Genomic DNA, 22958 nt, shown 5'->3' with positions numbered 1-22958 from the left:
TTTTTATCGCCACAGATTACGGCATTAAGATGATTTTACATAAAATCTGCTCAAATCTGCAAAATCTGCGTGAAAAAAATTTAAAAATCATTTTAATCCTGTAATCTGTGGCAAAAAACTACTATGTATTCTTCAAATCGTATTTCTCTATTCTTCTATATAAAGCGGCTCTTGACAAACCTAATTCTTCAGCGGTTTTGCTGATATTTCCATGATGTTTGAATAAGGCTTTTTCTATGGCAGTTTTTTCCATTTCAGAAAGCGGGTTTTCATCGTTTTCCTGAATTTCTTCAAAATCCAGAATATCTAAGTCGTGAACCGTGATTGTATTATTATCAGCTAAAATCAAAGCGCGTTCGATCTTATTTTCCATTTCGCGGACATTTCCTTTCCATGGATATTTTTCTAAATAAGCGCCGGCATTTTCTTCAAATTGCCATCCCGAAGCTTCGGGACCATGATTGTATTTTTCGGCAATCTGATCGAGAATAAAATTAGCCATCGGAACAATATCATCTTTTCTTTCGCGCAGGGACGGCAAATGAATTTCCATTGTATTGATGCGGTATAGCAAATCTTCACGGAAGGTTTTGTTTTTCACCTCAGCTTTTATATCGCTGTTTGTCGCTGATATAATTCGGACATTTAGAGGTCTTGGCTTGCTTTCGCCCAAGCGCGTAACTGTTTTAGTTTGTAAAACGTGTAACAATTTGGCCTGCAAATGCAAAGGAATATTTCCGATTTCATCTAAAAAAATAGTTCCGCCAGAAGCCATTTCGAATCTTCCCGGAGTATCTATTTTGGCATCTGTAAAAGCGCCTTTTGCATAGCCAAAAAGTTCGCTTTCAAATAAATTATCACTTAAAGAACCCAAATCAACATGAACAAAAGGCTGATTTTTTCGTTCAGAATGTTGATGGATAAACTCGGCAAAAACATACTTTCCGGTTCCATTTTCGCCTAAAATCAAAACGTTGGCATCGGTTTTTGCAACTCTTTCTGCTATAGAATAGGCTTGTTTTATTTTTTGGGAAGTGCCAACGAAATATCTTTTGTCGGCTTTTTCAACAACCACTTTTTTGACATTCTTTCTACTTTCGGCTACAGCCTTATCAATGGTTTCGAGCAGTTTTTCGTTGTGCCAGGGTTTTAAAACATAATCAAAGGCACCAATTTTTATGCCTTCAACAGCGGTTTCAATTTTACCAAACGCTGTCATTAAAATCACAATCGTTTGAGGCGAAAGTGTTTTAATTTCTTTCAGCCAATGAATTCCTTCTCGTCCATCTTCAAAACCAATTCGGTAATTCATGTCTAACAAAACCACATTTATTTCATTTTCACTTAAAAGAGAAATGATTTTTTTGGGATTATTTGTCGTAAAAATGGTTTCAAAATGTTTTTTGAGAATCATTTTTGCCGAAAAAAGAATTTCTTCCTGATCGTCAACAATTAATATTTGGGCTAATTTTTTTCGCATCTGTCTTTTTTTGTCCGATTTTGAACGGTCAACTGTTCATTATCGAACACTCCTTTTTTTGAACGGTTTTTAAAGCTTCTTTAAAATCAAGCCTTTACAAATTATAAATTTTGTGGCACAGTATTTACCTATTGGTAATCAGTAAATTATTAAAAAAATGGACAAGGTAATTCCTCGTAAAAATAGAAAATTTAGATATCTCACAATAGCAATTGGAGTTTTTTTAGTTTTGGCTGTCATCATCTTTTTTTCTTTTAGCACTAAAAGAAGTTTAAATGTAAAAGCAGAAGAACTATCGGTTCAAAAAATCGAAAAAGCCTTTTTTGAAGATTTTGTGGTTTTTCAGGCCAAAGTTGAACCTTTAAACGTAATGCTTGTCAATGTTACAGAAGGAGGATCTGTAAAAGAGATTTTTGTTGAAAACGGTGCGATGGTAACACAAGGACAATCCTTGGCTCGTTTGTACAACCCAAACACAGAACTGAATTATCTGACTCAGGAAACGGCAATTATTGAGCAAATCAACAATTTGAATACCGGAAAACTGAACATCAGAAATCAGGAATTAAATTTAAATAAAGATTTGGTTTTAATCGAGCACGATTATAACGACGCCAAAAGATTATACGATATGAATGCGAGATTATATGAAAAAGAAGTAATCTCTAAAAACGACTGGAATACCTTCAAAGAAAGCCTACGTTTTCAGGAAGAACGAAAAAGAACGATTCAGCAAAGTATTCAAAAGGAAAAACAGACGAATCAGGTTCAGATTTCGCAAATCAATCGTTCGATTCAAACGATGGAAAAAAGTTTGGATATTTTGAGAAACAATAAAAAGAACTTTCTGATTACAGCTCCGGAAACGGGACGATTAACTTCATTTGAACCTGTTTTAGGAAAATCATTTCAGGCGGGAGAAAGCATCGGGAAAATCGATTCGAAAAAAGGTTACAAACTGGCTGCCGATGTTGATGAGTTTTATTTGGAAAAAGTTCGCGAAGGCTTAAAAGGCCAGGTAGAATTTAAAGGAAAAACATTGGAAGTTTTAGTAACCAAAGTAATTCCGGAAGTAAAAAGCGGGCACTTTACAGTAGAACTGGCTTTTACCTCTAAAGAAGAAATCGTTTTGCAGGACGGACTTAGTTTTGGCGTAAAACTGATTTTATCCGAGAAAAACAAAACATTAGTAGTTCCGAAAGGAAGCTTCAATCAGGAAACCGCAGGAAAATGGATTTTTGTAATTAAAGGAAACAAAGCCGAAAGAAGAAACATCAAATTAGGCAGAGAAAACCCTTCGTATTATGAAATTCTTGAAGGCTTAAAAGAAGGTGAATCTGTGATTACTTCTTCTTATACGGATTATAAAGATGTTGAGGAGTTATCGATTAGTTCGCAGTAACAGTTTACAGTCGCAGTATACAGTCGCAGTTTACAGTCGCAGTCACAGTTTACAGTCACGATCACGGTCACAGTTTACATTTTATATTTTACATTTTACAATTCACAATTTACAATTTACAATTAATAAGGGTTTCAATCATCAATCAAAAAATCATCATTAACACATTTAACACCTTTAGCATTATGATAACAATTCAAAATTTAACCAAAGTTTTTAGAACAGAAGAAGTAGAAACATCAGCATTGAGCGGTATTTCTTTAGAAATTAAAAGAGGTGATTTTTTAACTATCATGGGACCTTCAGGTTGTGGAAAATCGACTTTATTAAATATCATAGGGCTTTTAGACAGCGCTACCGATGGAAGTTATAAATTATTAGATCAGGAAATGGTGGGTTTAAAAGAAAAAGGAAGAGCTGCTGTACGTAAAGAAAACATCGGATTCATTTTTCAGAATTTTAACCTGATCGACGAACTTTCTGTTTACGATAATATCGAATTACCGCTGCTTTACAACAACGTAAAAGTAGCAGACAGAAAACAAAAAATTTTAGCAATTGCAGAGAAACTAAATATTTTACATCGTTTAAAACATTATCCGCAACAGCTTTCAGGAGGACAACAACAAAGAGTTGCCGTTGCAAGAGCTTTGGTAAATGATCCGAAAATCATTTTGGCCGATGAGCCAACGGGAAATCTGGACAGTAAAAATGGTAATGAAGTAATGGAACTTTTAACAGATTTACACGCTAAAGGCGCAACAATTTTGATGGTAACCCACTCTGATTATGATGCTTCGTTTTCGCAAAAAACAATTCATATGAAAGATGGTGTAATATTCTCTGAGCGATTCAATCAGAGAAATGTAGATGTTTTTATGGACGCTAAATAATTTCAAAATGATAAAATTTATTATAACGGCAATCACAATTCTAATTGGGTTTGTCTGTCAAATATTAGCAATGATCTAAAAATCTAATGGGTTTCAGAACCTATTAGATCTTATTAAAAACTAACAACTATAAAAAATACACCATGATTTTTAACTGGTTTAAAATATTTATTTATCATTTAAAGCAAAGCAAATTGTTTTCGTTTTTAAATGTTTTAGGATTAAGCATTGGGGTTGCCGGCGTGATTTTCGCTATTTTATATTGGAATAATGAAAACGCATATGACCAATGGAATCCGGAAAAAGAAAATGTTTATGAGGTACTAAATAAATTTGGCACAAATGCAGATATATGGAACTCAAGTCCTGTGCCTTTTGGCTTAACATGCAAAGCAACTATTCCTGAAATTGAATCTATTACTTTTTTCACAGGATGGTATAGTGAAGATGTAATAAAACATGAAAATCAAAAGTGGATAGGCAAAAAAATCATTGTCGCAGATTATGACTTCTTTGACTCTTTTCCGTTCCCAATTCTTAAAGGAGCAAAAAAAGATATTCTTAAAGAAAAAAACAGTGTTGCCATTTCTGATAAAACGGCAAAATTAATTTTTAAAAATGAAGATCCTATTGGTAAAATCATTACAAAGGACAATAAACCTTATATCGTAAAAACGGTTTATAAAATCATGAGTCCTTCTTCTGTAGAACCTGACTATGTTTTTGGGGGATTGATAAACGAGGACGACCTTAAACAATGGGGCAACTTCAATTATACCTTAATGGTAAAAACCAAAAAAGGAGCTAGTAAGGAGTTGGTTTTAAAGAAGATGCAACACGTAAATTTTGTCAATAGAACTGTTAAAGAGGCTAAAGATAAAGGCGTAACACCTGAACAATTTGTCAAAGAAAATGGTGAAATTTTAATTATTATTGACCAATTAGCGACAGCTCGTTTGCATGGTACAAAATCTCCTAATGGTGCTAATTTTCCTGAAGGAAGAGGTAATTTACAATTACTTTATATCGTGGTAGGTTTGTCTATTTTGATTCTTACTTTATCATTGGTAAACTACATCAATCTCGCAACTGCCTCAGCAATAAAACGTGCCAAAGAAGTGGGCGTTCGAAAAATTGTTGGCGCCAGTAAAAAGCAAATTATTGCTCAGTTTATATTTGAAACTGCTATTATTGTTGTTTTGGCTATTATTTTTGCCCTGGCAATCGTAGAACTATCATTGCCTTACTACAATAACTTTTTGAAGAAATCCCTGACGATGAATGGTGGTGAATTTTACCTGCAACTCATTTTTATATTTGGATTAGTAATCGTTCTTGCAGGTATTTTTCCGGCCATTTATATCTCCAATTTTGAAACATTGAAAGTTTTAAAAGGCAATTTCGCAAGAAGCAAAAGCGGTATTTGGATTAGAAACTCGATGTTAATTTTTCAATTTGGTATTGCTGCTTTTTTTATTATTGGTGCTTTAATCGTCAACTCACAGGTTTCTTATATGATGAATAAAGATCTTGGCTTTAGCGGGGATCAGGTAATTCGCGTTCCGTTTCGATTTACCGACCAAGCTAAAAAAGGTGAAAAATACCGAACTGCAAAACAGGAGATTCTTAAGTTTACAGGTGTACAAGATGTATCTACATTTGCAGGCTCTTTTGGAAACGGAAGCACTTCGAGCTCTGGCTTCACATACAATGGTGTTTTTGTACAACCTCGAAATATCGAAATGGACTATGGTTTTCTGGATATGATGAAAATTAAGATCGTTAAAGGACGTGATTTATCTCCAAAATATGCTTCAGATACCGTTAGCAATTGGTTAATAAACGAAGCCCTTGCTAAAAAAATAGGCCTTAAAAATCCTATAAACACTATAATAAGCTCTGGTTGGGGAAATGAAAAAGGGAATATGAAATTTAAAGTTGTTGGAGTTGTAAAAGACTTTCATATAACAGGACTTCAGAGCGAAGTTCCACCAATGATCTTTGTAACTATGAAAACTTTAAAATGGAATAATTTTGAAAACGTTTATATAAAAGTTTCTCCTAATAATCTGACTGAAACTTTAGCTAAGCTAAAAACATATTGGGAAAAAAATATAAATCCGGATTACCCTTTTGATTATGAATTTGTAAACAAAGGATTTGCTAAAACGTATGAAGAACAAGTAAAACAAAAAGATTTATTTTTCATTTTGAACCTTGTCGTTATCATTATTGCTATTTTTGGATTATTCGCTTTGGCATCATTTTCGATGGAGAGAAGACTGAAAGAAATTGCGATCAGAAAAACATTAGGTGCAGAAACTGACATTCTGCTTAAAGAATTATCAAAGCAATATATTGTTTTTTGTTTAATAGGATTTGCAATCGGAATCATGCCGGCTTACATTTTATTGCAAAAATGGCTAGAGAATTTTGCTTTCAGAATCGATGTTTCGGTTGTGCCGTTTACTGTTGCACTAGTTTCTTTATTGATTTTGACTTTAATGATTGTTTTGGCAAAAGCCTATCAGGTAACCAAAATAGACATTTTAAAATATTTAAAATACGAATAACACTTGTAGACCATTTTTTTTAAGAAACCCGTCAGATTTAATTAAATCTGGCGGGTTTCTTTTCTTATAAACTAAGTTATTAAGGTTCATAATTTTTATTTGCTGGCCAAAAAAGCGCAATAGTATCATTTTGAATAATTTCAATATCAATAAATACGATTCAAAAAGGGTAAAAATCCGAACATAATCGTTTATCTTTGCAGTCTGAAACGAGTTTAAATAAAGATAGTGTTTAAATAAGTTGCATCAATAGAAAACACCTACATTAAAAATGAAATTAGACAGAAAAGAAATTCTTAAAGCGCTGGAAACAATTACCATAGCTGGAGAAGGAAAAAATATGGTTGAAAGTGGTGCTGTTGCCAACGTTATTACTTTTGGTGATGAAGTTGTGGTAGATTTATTACTTCATACACCGGCAATGCACATTAAGAAAAGAGCTGAAGATGATATCAAAAAGACAATTCACGAATTGGTATCTCCTGAAGCTAAAGTTAAAGTAAACATTAAGGTTGAAGCGAAGGAAAATCCTAATGAAATAAAAGGAAAAGCCATTCCGGGAATCAAAAATATCATTGCCGTTGCCTCTGGTAAAGGTGGTGTCGGAAAATCTACAGTTACTGCTAATCTTGCCGTAACACTTGCCAAAATGGGCTTTGCTGTTGGGGTTTTAGATGCTGATATTTACGGACCATCGATGCCAATTATGTTTGACGTTGAACACGAAAAACCAGTTTCGATTACCGTTGATGGAAAATCAAAAATGAAACCTGTTGAAAGTTATGAAATCAAGATACTTTCTATCGGATTCTTTACAGCACCAAGTCAGGCTGTTATCTGGAGAGGGCCTATGGCTGCAAAAGCATTAAACCAAATGATCTTTGATGCAGATTGGGGAGAATTAGATTTCATGTTAATCGATTTACCTCCGGGAACAGGAGACATTCACCTTTCGATCATGCAATCATTGCCAATTACCGGAGCGGTTGTAGTTAGCACACCTCAGGCGGTTGCTCTTGCCGATGCCAAAAAAGGAGTTGCCATGTTTATGCAGGACAACATTAATGTTCCTGTTTTGGGAATCATTGAAAATATGGCGTACTTTACACCAGAAGAATTACCTGATAATAAATATTACATCTTTGGTCAGGAAGGAGCTAAAAACCTTGCAGAAGATTTAGATGTTCCGTTCTTAGGAGAAGTGCCAATTGTACAGTCTATTCGTGAAGCGGGAGATTACGGTCGTCCGGCAGCTTTACAAACGGCCTCTGTAATTGAAACTATTTTTGAAGAGATTACTAGAAATGTAGTACAGGAAACAGTAAACAGAAACGATAGTTTACCAGCAACAGAAGCCATTAAAATTACAACTATGGCCGGATGTTCAGCAGTAAAGAAAAATTAGATAATTTGGATAATTAGATAATTAGATAATGATATTAGTAGAGATTTTAAATTTTCTAATTGACACATTTTCTAATTATCTAATTCTCTAATTGACACATTAATAATTATGACAACAGAAGAATTAACAAGCAACGTATTATTAGCTCTGGATGAGATCAGACCTTTTTTAAATTCTGATGGAGGAGACATTACGCTTATTTCTATAGACGATGACAAACATGTTAAAGTTCGTCTTGAAGGCGCATGTATAAGCTGTAGTGTAAATCAAATGACCCTAAAAGCAGGAGTTGAAACAACAATAAAAAAATATGCCCCACAGATTGAAACTGTAGTGAATATAATGTAACTGAATGGGCTTTTAGTTCGCTTTTGCGGCCTTGAATTATTAACAAGAATAATAGCTCTTTTAAATGTTTACTTCATTAATTTTGAATAAAACATTCGAAATAACGGCAAGGATTGCGAAATTAACAAAAAAGTACGTAAAGATTTAAGAGTTTTAGTTAAGGAATTGTTATAGATTTAACTTAAATTTGTATCATAACCCTAAATCTTAATTTATGAAAAACCTTTACGCTCTATTTTTATTGTTATTTTTTGTGTCTGTAAATTATGGACAACAAAGTCAAACTTTAATTGTTGACAAAGCCTGGGTAAATGATTCTGAAGAATGGTCAGATTTTAAGTATGCAGGGCAAATCGTTTTTTCAATTAATCCTTCGGCTGAAGAAGGAAGTTTAAGAATTGGGAATTATGATTTTCTATATGATATCTGCGAAGGAAAAGCAAAATTTTCTAACAAAGCAACATATAGTGCAGCAGAATTTTCTCATCCAAGAAAAGTATCTGTTACAACAGATAAACAAGGCGTTGTAAACTCAACGTATGAGGGAACTCTAATTTTTCAATCAGATCGGGGAGATTATTATTCTGTAATTGCAATAGTTACAATATTAGCGAAAGACGCCAATACACTTGGTTTAAAAATGCACCTTAAAGAAGAAAACAAAAAGGAGTATGCATTTAGCCTAAAACCAACTAGTTAAAAATAAATAGGGATTTTTTCACGTTATAAAATCCTGACCCATAAAATTCCAATTAATTAAAATGGATGTATTAATAAAGATTAAGGATAGAGAAGGAGTTATACACGAGTTACAGGCTCCAACTGATATGGCAATGAACATAATGGAGTTATGCAAAGCATACGAACTTCCTGTTGAAGGAACCTGTGGCGGAATGGCCATGTGTGCTTCTTGTCAGTGTTATGTTCTAAATGATGTTGCATTACCCGAAATGGGAGATGATGAAGAAGCCATGCTTTCGGAGGCATTTTATGTTAAATCTAATAGTCGTTTAGGCTGTCAGATTCCAATTACCACAGAATTAGAAGGACTGGAATTAGAACTGGCTCCTGAATATTAAAAATATAAATTACAATATTTAAAATTCCAAATTCCAATTCTATGGAGTTTGGAATTTTTGCTTTTAAAACTATCTAAGTCTACAATATTAAAAATTCCAAATTCCAATTCTATGGGTTTGGAATTTTGCTTTTAAAACTATCTAAGCTGTCATACACTATTGCAATTTGTGATTTGAGATTTGGAATTTTTTCTTAAACAAGAAACGCAAATCACAACTATATTCCACAAAAAAACCGTAATTACATCACTGCAATTACGGTCTTTCCTTTATAACAATTTTCTTTAATCTCTAATTTATACCAAACCAGCTGCAATTAAATACTCAGCAATTTGGATGGTGTTTGTAGCTGCTCCTTTTCTAAGGTTATCAGCAACGATCCACATGTTTAAGGTGTTTTCCTGGCTTTCATCACGACGAATTCTTCCAACAAAAACATCATTTTTACCTTCAGCATAAAGCGGCATTGGATAAGTAAAAGTATCTAAATTATCCTGCACCACTACTCCATCAGTGTTGTGCAAAATTTCACGAACTTCGTTTACATCAAAGTCATTTGTGAACTCCACATTAACTGCCTCGCTATGTCCTCCAACAACCGGAACACGTACCGCAGTAGCCGTAACTCTGATCGTATTATCACCCAGAATTTTTTGAGTTTCACGAACTAATTTCATTTCTTCTTTAGTGTATCCGTTGTCTTCAAAACTATCGCAATGTGGAATCGCATTTCTGTGAATTGGGTATTTGTAAGCCATTTCACCCTGAATTCCTGCATATTCATTTTCTAATTGTCTTACCGCTTTTACACCAGTTCCGGTGATCGATTGGTAAGTAGAAACTATAATTCTTCTAATGTTGTATTTTTTATGCAAAGGCGCCAATGCCAAAACCATTTGAATAGTTGAGCAGTTTGGGTTTGCAATAATTTTATCTTCTTTAGTCAATGTTGAAGCATTGATTTCTGGCACTACTAATTTTTTTGTAGGATCCATTCTCCATGCAGAAGAATTATCAATAACAGTTGTACCGGCTGCAGCAAATTTTGGAGCCCATTCTAATGACGTATCACCTCCGGCAGAGAAAACAGCAATATCAGCTTTCATATCAACCGCTGTTTGCATTCCTACTACTTTATATTTTGTTCCTTTATATTCAATTTCTTTTCCTACTGATCTTTCAGATGCAACAGGAATTAATTCTGTAACAGGAAAATTTCTTTCCGCTAAAACTTTAAGCATTACTTCGCCAACCATACCAGTGGCACCTACAACCGCTATTCTCATTTTTATATTTTTAGTATGAATTAATCTAAATTATAATGCAAAAGTATACATAATAAAAGTGAAAACAAGAGGGTTCACAAAAAATAACAAAATGTTATAAATTAAACAAATGTAAAAAAAACCGCCCCAATTAAGGAGCGGTTAAGTTAGACTTAGTGTAGCGGTATTCTATTTTATTGTTTATTTTTTAACAGATCTCTAATTTGTGTAAGCAATTCTTCTTGTGTTGGCCCAGCTGGTGGTGCAACAACTTCGTCTTTCTTTTTCACTTTATTTATTCCTTTAATAATTAAGAACAATACAAAAGCAACAATTATAAAGTTAATGACAGCCGAAAGGAACAGTCCATATTTTACTCCTCCAAAAGCGGTTAACTCTTCAATGGTAGATAAATGCGCAGCATCTAAAGCCGGTTTCAATAACAAAGGTGTAATTACATTTTCGATAAATGAGCTTACAATTTTACCAAAAGCAGCTCCAATGATTACACCGACAGCCAGATCAACCACGTTGCCTTTCATTGCAAATTCCTTAAATTCTGAAAAAAATCCCATAATTGTATATTTTAGTAGTGATTAATAGATATCGAAAATACGTAATTTTCTTTAAAATTCCAGTAAACTATCTGAAAAATACCCTTTTTACACGTTGCGAAATACTCGTTAAAATTTCATACGGAATTGTTTTTAAAGCCTCTGCCATCTCTATTACGGTTGGGCTTTCGCCAAAAATAATAACCGAATCCCCTTCTTTACAATCAATCTCACTTACATCTACCATTAGCATATCCATACAAATACTTCCTACGATAAATGCTTTCTGATTCCTTATCATTACATACCCAACCTGGTTTCCCCACAATCTGGCGATTCCGTCAGCATACCCAATCGGAATTGTAGCAATTTTTGTTTCTTTCTCAGCCATAAAACGGCGTCCGTAACCAACACTGTCACCAGTGGGAATTTTTCGAACCTGAGAAATAATCGATTTTAAAGTACTTACGTTTTCTAAATATTTTTGTTCCGATGGATCGTTGGAAACACCGTACAAACCAATTCCCAACCGCACCATATTATATTGCGCCGCCGGGAAATTGCTAATTCCGGAGGTATTCAGAATATGACGAATTGGATTAATATTTAGTTCTGCTATTAATTTCGAAGATAATTTTTCGAATAAATTAATCTGGGAAATTACAAAATCATAATGTTTCATCTCGTCGCTTGTTGCCAAATGTGACAAAACACTCTTAACTTGTACGGTTGTATTTCCTTTTAAAGTTTCAATTAATTCATCAATCGTATTTTCTTCAAAACCCAGGCGATGCATTCCTGTATCTAATTTTATGTGAATGGGAAAATCTTTCAGATTCTTTTCGCGGGCAATCTTCAAGAAAGCTTTTAATCCTTTTATGCTATAAATTTCAGGCTCTAATTGATATTGAATAATCGAAGGAAAACTGGTCGATTCCGGATTCAAAACCATAATTGGCAATTTAATTCCGCCATTTTTCAACGAGATTCCTTCATCGGCGAAAGCCACACCTAAATAATCTACTTTGTGATGTTCCAGCAATTTTGCAATTTCCAAGCCTCCGTTTCCATAACCAAAAGCTTTCACCATAACCATAATTTTTACAGCTGGATTTAGTTTTGCTTTAAAGAAATTCAGGTTATGACTAATTGAATTTAAGTTAATTTCCAGAACCGTTTCATGCGTTTTTTCTTCAAGCAAGGAAACAATTTCTTCAAACTGAAACGATCTTGCCCCTTTAATCAAAATTGTTTCATTGTTGAAATTTAAACTCTCGAACTTCGAAATAAATTCGGCAGTATTTTCGAATGTAATAATATTTGGAAATTTGGCTGCAAAAGATGCAATGGTCTTTCCAATACCAATCACGCGATTAACTTTATTATCAGCAATAAGTTGTGCTACTTTAGAATATAACTCCTCATTTGAAAATCCGCTTTGAAAAATATCAGATAAAATAACCGTTTTAGTTGCATTCCTTTTTTGCTGACTTTCCAGAAAATCCAAAGCAATTTTGAGCGATTGAAAATCAGAACTATAACTATCATCAATTATACTGCAATTGTTGATTCCGTTCTTCACTTCCAAACGCATTTCTACCGGATATAACATTTGCATACGATTTTGAATGGTTTCGAAATCATAATTAAAATAAAGTAAAACCAATAAACATGAAATCGTATTTTCTACTGAAGCCGAATCACTAAAGGGAATTTCTAAATCAAAAAAATCGCTCTGATATTGATACTGAACAATGGTCTTTTCGTTTTTAATTTCTTTTTCGAGAATAAAAACATCTGCAGAACTGTCGCCAAAACTCCATGAAAAAAGAACCCTGTCCTTTATTGGATACTCTTCGCAAAACGTCCTTAAACATTGATCAACAAGTTCATTTTTTTGATAAATAATGACTTTTGATTTTTTGAAAAGCAGTAATTTCTCTTTGATTTTTTGTTCTAAATTTTCAAAACCTTCATCGTGTGCAGAACCAATATTGGTTAAAACACCAATTGTAGGCTTGATTATATTTTCGAGTTTACTCATCTCATTTACCGTCGAAATTCCGGCTTCGAAAATACCCAAATTGTGCTTTTCGTTAATGGCGATCACAGAAAGCGGAACGCCAACCTGAGAATTATAACTTTTAGGGCTTCTGATAATATTATAATCGGGACTTAATAAAAAATTAAGCCATTCTTTTACAATCGTTTTTCCGTTGCTTCCTGTTAATCCGAGTACCGGAAAATCAAAAAGATCACGGTAATAGCCCGCAAATTGCTGTAAAGCTGTGAGCGTATTTTTTACTACCAGAAAATTGGCTTTTCCTTCACTATTTTTTGGAATATGGTGCACGACAAAATTCTGAACACCTTTTTCTATCAACTCCGGAATATATAAATGAGCATCATTATTAGCGCCTGATAAGGCGAAAAATAATGTTTTTGATCCGTTTTGCAACGACCTGCTGTCGATAGAAATATGATCAATAAAAATATCAGTATCAGGACCGGTCCATTTGGCATCCAGAACTGAAATAAGGTTTTTTAAATTTATGCTCATTTAGAAAAGTTTCTTTTGTCAAATTTAGAAAAAGGTTTGCCATGAAGTTCACAAATTTTCACTAATTCTTTACGACTAAAAATAGCCACGAATTCACGAATTATTTTTCACGCAGATTAAAAAAAGATTTTAGCAGATTCACACAGATTTTGAGTGAGACAAATAGGTACCACAAATTGCACAAATTTTCGCTAATTCTTTACGACTAAAAATAGCCACGACCCGAGCGATAGCGAACAGGCGAAGCAATTCACGAATTATTTTGCACGCAGATTAAAAAGATATAAGCAGATTCAAGCAGATTTTGAGTAAGACAAATATTTACCACAAATTGCACAAATTTTCGCTAATTCTTTACGACTAAAAATAGCCACGACCCGAGCGATAGCGAACAGGCGAAGCAATTCACGAATTATTTTGCAAGCAGATTAAAAAGATATAAGCAGATTCAGGCAGATTTTGAGTGAGACAAATAGGTACCACAAATTGCACAAATTTTCGCTAATTCTTATGACTAAAAATAGCCACGACCCGAGCGATAGCGAACAGGCGAAGCAATTCACGAATTATTTTGCAAGCAGATGAAAAAGATATAAGCAGATTCAGGCAGATTTTGAGTGAGACAAATAGGCACCATAAATTGCACGAATTTTCGCTAATTATTCGATTAAAAGTTAAGCACAGATTAAAAGATTACCACGAATTAAACGATTTTCCAATAATTAAATTTGTGTAATTTGTGTAATTTGTGCAATTTGTGGTAAAAACACAGCCATGCATCAACGAATTATTTTTCATGCAGATTAAAATTTTTTAAAAATAATTTGTGAAAATTTGTGTAATTCGTGGTAAAAAACATTATTATATTTGTTGAATACCACAAAATATAGCGTTTTGAAAAAGATACTTCCCTTATTCTCTTATATACTACATCCGATTTTTATTTCGATGTATGCTACTTTATTTTATCTTTTTTGCAAGGGAGATATTTTTACCAATCAGGAGAAATATTATGTGTTGTTCCAGATTCTAATCATTACTATAGTGGTTCCGGTCTTGTTTTTCTTGTTACTTCGTTCAACAGGACACGTAAATTCTGTCATGGTTCCTGAAACGTCACAACGTAAAATTCCACTTATTTTGCAGTGTTTTTTATATATTCTTCTGGTCAAAAGAAGTATTGTGATTGCACGTTATCCTGAACTTCATTTCTTTTTTCTGGGTGCGTTATTCAGTACAATTTTAGCTTTGATAGGTTCGCTTTTTAAAATAAAGGCAAGTTTGCATACGATGGCGATCAGCGGTTTAACCATTTTTGCAATCGGCTTAAACATTCATTTACAAATGCAAAATCCGTATTGGGGTGCTTTTCTAATTTTAATGACCGGAGTTGTTGCTTCGTCAAGATTAGAAATGGATGCTCACACGCCAAAAGAAGTAATGATCGGTTTATTACTGGGTGTCTTACCGCAGTTATTGTTTTTATATTTGTGGTTATAGGATATAGAAAATCAGTCCGAGATTTAATGTCCTCATACTTACACTTTCACCACTTATTGTCTTAACATTAGATTTGTATAACGGATTTAAACCATAATAAGCATAGATATTCCAGGTATTGTATCCTGCGGAAATGTAAGCTCCGTATTGGAAATCATTCAAATCCGGATTATCCTTAATTTTATAAGTGGTTTCTCCATCTTTCAAAACAGATTTAGCAGCAAAAACATAGCTAAATTTTATTCCCGTATAAATTCTCCAGAATTTAGTGCTTTCAAAAGTCGAATTTCGCCATCTGAATTCTATTGGTAAATCAACTGAAAATTGTCTAAACCTGTTCGATACAAATTCTCCGTAATCATTTACGCCATAAATTATTGATCCGTCGCCGGACTGTGAAACGGTCAAATTTTGATAATAGTTTTGATAGCTTACTCCTAAACCAGGTGCTATGGCGAAAGTTCTTTTTTTATTGATCGGAAAATCACGTAAAAAACCTCCTGAAAATCCGGCAGAAAATTTATCTTGTTTTAAACCCGGAGGCCCCTGAACCAAAAGATTATAGGTTATCGTAAAATAAATCTGATCTTCACGATATAAGGAGTCAATTTTAACCACTGGTTTTATTTCAGGTTTCACTTCTTCCTGCGAAAAAGCATTGAAAAACGAAACTAAAAACAAACAACTTAAAAGGAATCGCATATCGTATTTTGGTTTTAAAGTGGTTCTCAAATAAACGTTTTTTAGTATTGATTTATTTTACACAAATATAATATAATGCCAGTTCAGGATATCATTTGAAAGCAATTATTCTCTTTTTCCCGACGAATAAAGCTATTTGTTGCACTTTTTTCAACAAAACAGGAACAGAATCCAAAAAATGAGCCGATTTTCCATTGCTCTTTTATACCTTTGTAGTGCATGAAAAAAAAGCAGCTCCTATTAAGTGTTTCTTTAGCGCTGACAGTATTGTTCTCAATATTGTTTCAGTCGATACACAGTTATGAGCATATTGTAAAGCAACTTTCAGAAAAACAATGTCACCACGATTATAGTGATCCAAGTGGCGAAATAACGCATCAACATCATAATTATGATTTGTGTTACGTTTGTCATTTTGCTTTTGGAAGTTATATTCTTCCTGAAGATTTTGCTTTTCAGTTTCGCACTTTTCACAAAGAAATCCCTTATTTCTTTACTATCTCTGAAAATGTTTTTTCGTTTTCAGGAAGTGCTTATTTACTACGAGGTCCCCCAGCTGCTATAGTTTCTTAGATTTCGTACTACTCGAAATAAAACCAAATTCTTATTTATAAAATCCGAAGAAAAATAAATTTTCCATCTTGAGACTTATCAGGATTGGCAAGTTTACTTTGATTGCTGTTTTTTATTCTCAAGAAAAATCAATTAAACTATAGCATCATTTTCAAATGAAAAAAATTATACTTGCCCTTATTTTAGGGTTTTCGAGCCTACTTTCTGCTCAAAATACTGTTACAGGAACCGTAACTGACCTTCAGAATCAACCGCTGCCTGGCGTATCTGTTTATGCACCTGAATTACATAAGGGAACAACCACAGATGCAAACGGAAAATATGAATTTACCAATCTTCCTAACGGAAGTTTTAGGGTGGCTTTTACTTTTGTTGGTTTTACCACTCAAAACAAAACTATCGCTAAATTATTAAAAGAAAACACTTTAGACATCATACTTTCAGAATCTGTTTTTGAAATGGATGAAGTTGTAGTTTCTACTCCTTTCAACAAATTGCAATCGCAAAACGTAATGAAAGTCGAGCATGAAAGCATCAAAACTTTACAGCAAAAAGGAACTTCTACTTTAATTGAAGGTTTGGCAACAATTCCGGGAGTTTCTCAAATTTCAACAGGAACCTCTATCGGAAAACCGGTTATTCGTGGTTTGAGCGGTAATCGTGTTTTGGTTTATTCTCAAGGTGTACGTATCGAAAATCAACAGTTTGGAGACGAACATGGATTAGGTTTAAACGATGCCGGAATCGAAAGTGTTGAAGTTATCAAAGGACCGGCTTCTCTATTATATGGTTCTGATGCTCTTGGGGGTGTATTGTATTTTAATCCTGAAAAATTTGCTGACGCGAATACTTTCAAAGCTAACTTCAGTCAAAAATATTTTACCAATACACAAGGAAGCAATTCTTCTATTGGATTAAAAACTTCTACCGATAATTGGAAATTTCTGGCTCGTGGAAGTTTCAATACACACTCAGATTATAAAATTGCCGATGGTGACCGCGTAACCAATTCTCGTTATAACGAAACCGATTTTAAAACGGGAATTGGATACAGCAATTCAAGTTTCTCGAGTGTATTGCGATACAACTACAATAAACTGGATCTTGGAATTCCTGAAGATGGAATTGGCGAGCAGTCTTCAAGCAAAAACACCATGTTTCCAAGACAGGGAATCTTCAATCATTTGTTGAGTTTAAACAACGTAATCTTTTTTGAAAATTCAAAATTAGATGTTGATTTAGGCTATATTGCCAATGACCGAAGCGAATTTGAAGACAGCAATGACGCTTCTTTAAGAATGAAATTGAATACTTTCAATTACAACGCGAAATATCATTTTGCGAAAATGGGCAAAATTGAAACGATTCTGGGCGTTCAGGGAATGCATCAGACAAATACTAATTTTGGTGAAGAATATTTGATTCCGAATGCCACAACAAACGATATTGGTGTTTTTGGAACAGCCAACTACGAATGGAACAATAGTGTTTTGCAAGCCGGATTGCGTTTTGACAATCGAAATATAACAGCTGAAGAACACGGAATTGCTGGCGAAGAAGGATATTTTCAGGCTTTAGACCGATCTTTCGACAGTTTTAATGCTTCTTTGGGATATAAAACCAAATTAGCAGAGCCTTTAACGCTTCGATTGAATGTTGCGACAGGATTTAGAGCGCCAAATTTAGCCGAATTAACTTCAAACGGAGTTCACGAAGGAACCAATCGTTACGAAATTGGTAATGCTGATTTAAAAACGGAGCAAAACGTTCAGACCGATTTAAACTTAGAATATAAAAATTCGCATTTTGAATTCTTCGTAAACGGATTTTACAATCACATAAACAATTATATTTATACTTCACCAACCGGAGATGTTATTGATGACAATAACGTTTTTGCCTACGTGCAGGATAATGCACAATTATATGGAGGTGAAGCCGGATTGCACTTTCACCCACATCCGTTAGACTGGTTGCATTTTGAAACTAGTTTTGAAACGGTGACGGGTAAAAAAGACAACAAAGATTATTTGCCTTTAATTCCCGCTAATAACTGGAATAATACCATTAGAACCGAATTTAAAATTAAAGATTGGCTTCAGGAAGGTTTTGCTACTTTAAATGTTTCTTCCACTTTTAAACAAGATAATGTGAGTGGTTTTGAAACAGCTTCAAAAGGCTATACTTTAGTGAATTTAGGTTTTGGAGGAACGGTGAAATTGGGCAAAACTGCTTTTGATGTAAACCTTAATGGAAACAACTTATTCGATAAAGAATATATTGCGCATCTTTCAAGATTAAAAACAGATGGTATTCCGAATATTGGAAGAAACATCGTTTTGGGAATTAACTTTAATCTGTAATATACTTAACCGCAAAGTTCGCAAAGTGTTTTACGCAAGGTTCGCAAAGTTTAAATAAAGCTTTGCGAACCTTGCGTAATTTCCTGGCGCTCTTTGCGGTTAAATTTTATATCTTCACAAAAACCACTATTTTTGATACAACCTACAACTTAACCTATGAAAAAAACATTTCTTATAATGGCTATTACAACTGCAGGAATTTCATTTGGACAAAATAAAATTCAATATCCGGAAACTAAAAAAGGTGAAACTGTCGATGTGTATTTCGACACAAAAGTAAGCGATCCGTATCGTTGGCTTGAAGATGATAAATCTGCCGAAACCGGAGCCTGGGTACAAGCTGAAAACAAAGTTACTTATAGCTATTTGGATAAAATTCCGTTTCGTGATGAGCTAAAAAAACGAATGGAAACACTTTGGAATTTTGAAAAAATAAGTGCTCCTTCTACCGAAGGGAAATATACCTATTATTCTAAAAATAACGGCCTTCAAAATCAGTCAGTTATTTACAGAAAAGGTACTGATGGAAAAGAAGAGGTTTTCTTAGATCCAAACACTTTCTCTAAAGACGGAACAACTTCTCTTGGCGGATTGGATTTTTCTAAAGACGGATCAAAGGCAGCTTACGCCATTTCTGAAGGCGGAAGCGACTGGAGAAAAGTTATTATCATTGATGCCCTTTCTAAAAAAGTTTTAGAAGACACTTTGGTTGATGTAAAATTCAGCGGAATTTCATGGCATGGTAACGAAGGATTTTATTATTCAAGTTACGACAAACCAAAAGGAAGTGAATTATCTGCGAAGACAGATCAGCATAAATTGTATTTCCATAAACTGGGAACTTCTCAAAAAGACGATAAACTTATTTTTGGAGCAGAGCAAAAAAGAAGATATGTTGGCGGATATGTTACGGAAGACGATCATTTTTTAGTGATTTCAGCATCGAATTCTACTTACGGAAACGAACTTTATATTAAAGATTTAACGGTTGCAAACAGTCCGATTGTGACTATTGTAGACAATTTTAACAGCGATAACTCCATTATTGAAAATGAAGGAAACAAACTGTTTATCGAAACCGATTTAAACGCTCCAAACAAACGTGTGGTTACTGTAGATGTGAGCAACCCAAAACCAGAAAACTGGAAAGATTTCATTAAAGAAACGCAGAACATTTTATCTCCTTCAACAGGTGGCGGATACTTTTTTGCCAACTACACTAAAGATGCCGTTTCGTTTGTACAACAATATGATTATAATGGGAAATTAGTTCGTGAGATCAAACTTCCGGCAGTAGGAACTGCTAGTGGATTTGGAGGAAAAAAACACGAAAAAACGCTGTATTACAGTTTTACCAACTACACTACTCCGGGAACGATTTATTCATTGGAACCAAAATCTGGCAAATCTGAAATTTATCAAAAACCGGTAGTTGATTTCAAAAGTGAAGATTACGAATCAAAACAAGTATTCTATACTTCAAAAGACGGAACTAAAATTCCGATGATTATTACCTATAAAAAAGGCTTAAAATTAAATGGTAAAAACCCAACAATTCTTTACGGTTATGGTGGATTCAATATCAGTTTAACGCCTGCTTTTAGTATTGCAAATGCCGTTTGGATGGAAAACGGAGGTGTTTATGCCGTGGCCAATTTAAGAGGTGGTGGTGAATTCGGAAAGAAATGGCATGATGCCGGAACAAAATTGCAGAAACAAAACGTATTTGACGATTTTATCGCTGCCGGCGAATACCTAATCGCTCAAAAATATACCTCATCCGATTTCTTAGCCATTCGTGGAGGTTCTAATGGAGGTTTATTGGTTGGAGCTACAATGACGCAACGTCCGGATTTAATGAAAGTAGCACTGCCTGCTGTGGGTGTAATGGACATGTTGCGTTACCATACTTTTACTGCCGGTGCAGGATGGGCTTACGATTACGGAACTGCTCAGGATAACAAAGAAATGTTTGAATACTTAAAAGGTTATTCACCAGTTCAAAATGTAAAAGCCGGAGTTAAATATCCGGCAACAATGGTAACAACTGGTGATCATGATGACCGCGTTGTTCCTGCACACAGTTTTAAATTTGCTGCTGAATTACAGGAAAAACAAACGGGTGATAATCCTGTTTTAATTCGTATTGATGTAAAAGCAGGTCACGGAGCTGGGAAATCTGTTGCAGCAAGCATTCAGGAAAATGTAGATGTACAGGCGTTCACGCTTTATAATATGGGCTTTACTTCTTTGCCGAAAAAGTAAAGTAAAGTTTAAGTTTTTTTAGCCACGAATTCACGAATTAATATTGATTTTAATTCGTGAATTCGTGGCTATTTTTTTTACGGCTGCCTAGAATTTGTTTCACGCAGATTCTGCAGATTTAGGCAGATTAATTTGATTTTAAAAGAAAAAAAAATCTGTGTGTATCTGCTTAAATCTTTTTTATCCCGATAGCTATCGGGAGCGTGAAAAAAAATTCGTGAATTGCTTCGCCTGTTCGCTATCGCTCGGGTCGTGGCTAACTTTTTTTCTCTTAAATTTGAATTAAATAAAAAATGAAAAAATGAAAATCATAAAATGGGGAATTATAGGCTGTGGAAATGTAACTGAAGTTAAAAGTGGTCCTGCCTTTCAAAAAACGCCAAATTCAGCACTAGTTGCTGTAATGCGAAGAGATGCCAAACTTGCCGAAGATTATGCCAAACGTCATAATGTACCAAAATGGTATTCGAATGCAATTGATCTGATCAACGATCCCGAAGTTGATGCAGTTTATATCGCGACTCCTCCATCATCTCATAAAGAATACACTATTTTATGCGCCAAAGCAGGAAAGCCGGTGTATGTAGAAAAACCAATGGCACTGACATTTGAAGAATGTAATGAGATGATCAGCGTTTGCAAAGAACACAATGTTCCATTATTTGTAGCCTATTATAGAAGAAGTTTACCACGATTCTTAAAAATAAAAGAACTAATCGATCAGAATAAAATTGGAACTGTAAGACATGTAAATTGCGTTTTATATCATCCGTTTGAAGAACGTTATGATGACGAAATCAATTTGCCCTGGACCGTTTTACCGCATATTTCAGGTGGTGGAATATTTGTCGATTTAGCCTGTCATACCTTGGATTTCCTTGATTTTGTTTTAGGCCCGATTAAATCGGTTCGCGGGCATGCAAGCTCTCAGCTTAAAGCGTATCCGGCCGAAGATTCGGTTTCGATGTCCTTTCTATTTGAAAACGGAATTCACGGAACAGGCTTATGGAACTTTGCCAGTTTTGAACGTTATGACAATACTGAAATTGTAGGCGACAAAGGCAAAATATCCTTTTCAACTTTCGGAAATGATCCTATTCATGTACAATATGTAAATGGAGAAAAAGAAAGTATTACGATTGAAAATCCGCTTCATATTCAACAACCCTTAATTGAAACTGTTGTTGCAGAACTTTTAGGCAATGAAGGTGTAAATCCGTCAAAAGGAACTTCTGCAGCCAGAACAACTTGGGTTATTGATGAAGTTTTGAACGAGTTTAGGAATTTATAGTTTCGTTCAAAATACTAACAAAAAAACCTTTGAAGCGAATGATGCCTCAAAGGTTTTTTATTTTTTATCGATGAATTTTACCTACGCCATTTTCCTCCACCTAAGTAAAAGCCAATAGTCAATCCAAAATAGCTATTTTTCTCCTCACCTATTACATTTCCATAATAATCTTGCAAATCTGTTTTCGGAACAAAATTATACTCTGCTGTCAATCTAAACTTTCTCCATTCAAAACCCGTACGAAGCATTCCTCCAAAAACTGAGCTTGCTTTGGTATTATGAGAATTATTAGCATCAAGCTGCTCAGCCGTATAATATACATTTGAAACTTTGTAAATTCCTAAACCTCCTCCAACAAAGGGTGCAAATGATCCACGTCCTTCCTTTTTTATAGCGTAATAATAATCAGACGTTGCTAAAAAAGAAAAACTTACCATTTCTGTAGTATTATAATTATCTCTTTCCGCATCAATATAATATAAATCTTTAAACATTCCAGCTCCCTCAAAGCGGAGTCCAACATTTAAATTATCTTTTAAATTAAATTTAGGTTCTATTACAAATGTTCCACCACCTCCACCAGCTGCACCTGCGACTAAACCGGCATCTAAACCAAATCTAAACTTTCCTTTTTCCTGACCCTGGATAAAATGTATTACACTTAAAAAAAGGATGACAAAAGTAATTTTCTTCATTAAAATATGT

At 34.2% G+C, this 22958-nt stretch carries 18 protein-coding genes; 12 read left to right on the top strand and 6 right to left on the bottom strand.

Annotated elements, in window-relative coordinates:
• Positions 1 to 121: 121 nt before the first annotated feature.
• Positions 122 to 1480 carry a sigma-54-dependent transcriptional regulator gene (locus B0A65_RS14705; protein WP_074662757.1) on the bottom strand — a complete coding sequence of 453 codons (1359 nt, stop codon included), beginning with the start codon at positions 1478 to 1480 and terminating at the stop codon, positions 122 to 124.
• Between the two features lie 157 nt (positions 1481 to 1637).
• Between B0A65_RS14705 and B0A65_RS14700 the strand changes: the two genes are divergently transcribed.
• The 7 genes from B0A65_RS14700 to B0A65_RS14670 all read left to right on the top strand — a co-directional run bounded on the left by B0A65_RS14700 (position 1638) and on the right by B0A65_RS14670 (position 9180).
• Positions 1638 to 2882 carry an efflux RND transporter periplasmic adaptor subunit gene (locus B0A65_RS14700; RefSeq protein ID WP_074662754.1) on the top strand — a complete coding sequence of 415 codons (1245 nt, stop codon included), beginning with the start codon at positions 1638 to 1640 and terminating at the stop codon, positions 2880 to 2882.
• 185 nt (positions 2883 to 3067) lie between these two features.
• A complete protein-coding gene (locus tag B0A65_RS14695; protein WP_074662751.1) occupies positions 3068 to 3775 on the top strand; it encodes an ABC transporter ATP-binding protein in 708 nt (235 codons plus the stop codon).
• Positions 3776 to 3918: 143 nt separating this feature from the next.
• Complete coding sequence (locus B0A65_RS14690) at positions 3919 to 6348, top strand: ABC transporter permease (RefSeq protein WP_074662748.1); 2430 nt, start codon at positions 3919 to 3921, stop codon at positions 6346 to 6348.
• 271 nt (positions 6349 to 6619) lie between these two features.
• A complete protein-coding gene (locus B0A65_RS14685; RefSeq protein WP_074662746.1) occupies positions 6620 to 7753 on the top strand; it encodes an Mrp/NBP35 family ATP-binding protein in 1134 nt (377 codons plus the stop codon).
• A gap of 108 nt (positions 7754 to 7861) precedes the next feature.
• Positions 7862 to 8101 (top strand): NifU family protein, encoded by a 240-nt coding sequence (locus tag B0A65_RS14680; protein WP_026982674.1) that lies wholly within the window; start codon positions 7862 to 7864, stop codon positions 8099 to 8101.
• A 214-nt stretch (positions 8102 to 8315) separates the two neighbouring features.
• A complete protein-coding gene (locus B0A65_RS14675; protein WP_074662743.1) occupies positions 8316 to 8801 on the top strand; it encodes a hypothetical protein in 486 nt (161 codons plus the stop codon).
• Positions 8802 to 8862: 61 nt separating this feature from the next.
• Positions 8863 to 9180, top strand: a complete 318-nt coding sequence (locus B0A65_RS14670; RefSeq protein ID WP_007805184.1) for a 2Fe-2S iron-sulfur cluster-binding family protein — start codon at positions 8863 to 8865, stop codon at positions 9178 to 9180.
• 296 nt (positions 9181 to 9476) lie between these two features.
• Here B0A65_RS14670 and B0A65_RS14665 read toward each other — a convergent pair whose 3' ends face one another.
• From B0A65_RS14665 to B0A65_RS14655, 3 genes are all read right to left on the bottom strand, one after another.
• Entirely contained in the window at positions 9477 to 10466 is a 990-nt protein-coding gene (locus B0A65_RS14665; RefSeq protein ID WP_074662740.1) for an aspartate-semialdehyde dehydrogenase, read from the bottom strand.
• 173 nt (positions 10467 to 10639) lie between these two features.
• Positions 10640 to 11020 (bottom strand): large conductance mechanosensitive channel protein MscL, encoded by a 381-nt coding sequence (gene mscL, locus B0A65_RS14660; RefSeq protein ID WP_074662737.1) that lies wholly within the window; start codon positions 11018 to 11020, stop codon positions 10640 to 10642.
• Between the two features lie 67 nt (positions 11021 to 11087).
• Complete coding sequence (locus B0A65_RS14655) at positions 11088 to 13559, bottom strand: bifunctional UDP-N-acetylmuramoyl-tripeptide:D-alanyl-D-alanine ligase/alanine racemase (protein ID WP_074662733.1); 2472 nt, start codon at positions 13557 to 13559, stop codon at positions 11088 to 11090.
• A gap of 894 nt (positions 13560 to 14453) precedes the next feature.
• Between B0A65_RS14655 and B0A65_RS14650 the strand changes: the two genes are divergently transcribed.
• The gene (locus B0A65_RS14650) at positions 14454 to 15059 is read left to right on the top strand and encodes a hypothetical protein (RefSeq protein ID WP_074662842.1); all 606 of its coding nucleotides are present in this window, start codon (positions 14454 to 14456) and stop codon (positions 15057 to 15059) included.
• Here B0A65_RS14650 and B0A65_RS14645 read toward each other — a convergent pair.
• Complete coding sequence (locus B0A65_RS14645; protein WP_317044613.1) at positions 15054 to 15791, bottom strand: porin family protein; 738 nt, start codon at positions 15789 to 15791, stop codon at positions 15054 to 15056. The genes B0A65_RS14650 and B0A65_RS14645 overlap by 6 nt on opposite strands.
• Before the next feature lie 189 nt (positions 15792 to 15980).
• Between B0A65_RS14645 and B0A65_RS14640 the strand changes: the two genes are divergently transcribed.
• The 4 genes from B0A65_RS14640 (at position 15981) to B0A65_RS14625 (ending at position 22253) form a co-directional block, all read left to right on the top strand.
• Entirely contained in the window at positions 15981 to 16334 is a 354-nt protein-coding gene (locus B0A65_RS14640) for a hypothetical protein (protein WP_074662730.1), read from the top strand.
• A gap of 155 nt (positions 16335 to 16489) precedes the next feature.
• On the top strand, positions 16490 to 18697 hold the full coding sequence (locus B0A65_RS14635) for a TonB-dependent receptor (RefSeq protein WP_074662727.1): 2208 nt from the start codon (positions 16490 to 16492) through the stop codon (positions 18695 to 18697).
• Between the two features lie 156 nt (positions 18698 to 18853).
• Positions 18854 to 20962: a prolyl oligopeptidase family serine peptidase gene (locus B0A65_RS14630; RefSeq protein ID WP_074662724.1), complete on the top strand. Its 2109-nt coding sequence runs from the start codon at positions 18854 to 18856 to the stop codon at positions 20960 to 20962.
• 301 nt (positions 20963 to 21263) lie between these two features.
• Positions 21264 to 22253, top strand: coding sequence for a Gfo/Idh/MocA family protein (locus tag B0A65_RS14625; protein WP_074662721.1), 990 nt, complete (start codon positions 21264 to 21266; stop codon positions 22251 to 22253).
• A 77-nt stretch (positions 22254 to 22330) separates the two neighbouring features.
• On the opposite strand, the gene B0A65_RS14620 is transcribed toward B0A65_RS14625, so the two are convergent.
• Positions 22331 to 22948 (bottom strand): hypothetical protein, encoded by a 618-nt coding sequence (locus B0A65_RS14620; protein WP_074662837.1) that lies wholly within the window; start codon positions 22946 to 22948, stop codon positions 22331 to 22333.
• Positions 22949 to 22958: the final 10 nt, after the last annotated feature.

It is taken from the genome of Flavobacterium frigidimaris (assembly GCF_002217275.1).
In the GTDB taxonomy this organism is placed as follows: Bacteria; Bacteroidota; Bacteroidia; order Flavobacteriales; family Flavobacteriaceae; genus Flavobacterium; species Flavobacterium aquidurense.
The sequence above is the reverse complement of the archived record's forward strand: the minus strand, read 5'-3'. Positions and strand labels throughout refer to the sequence as shown.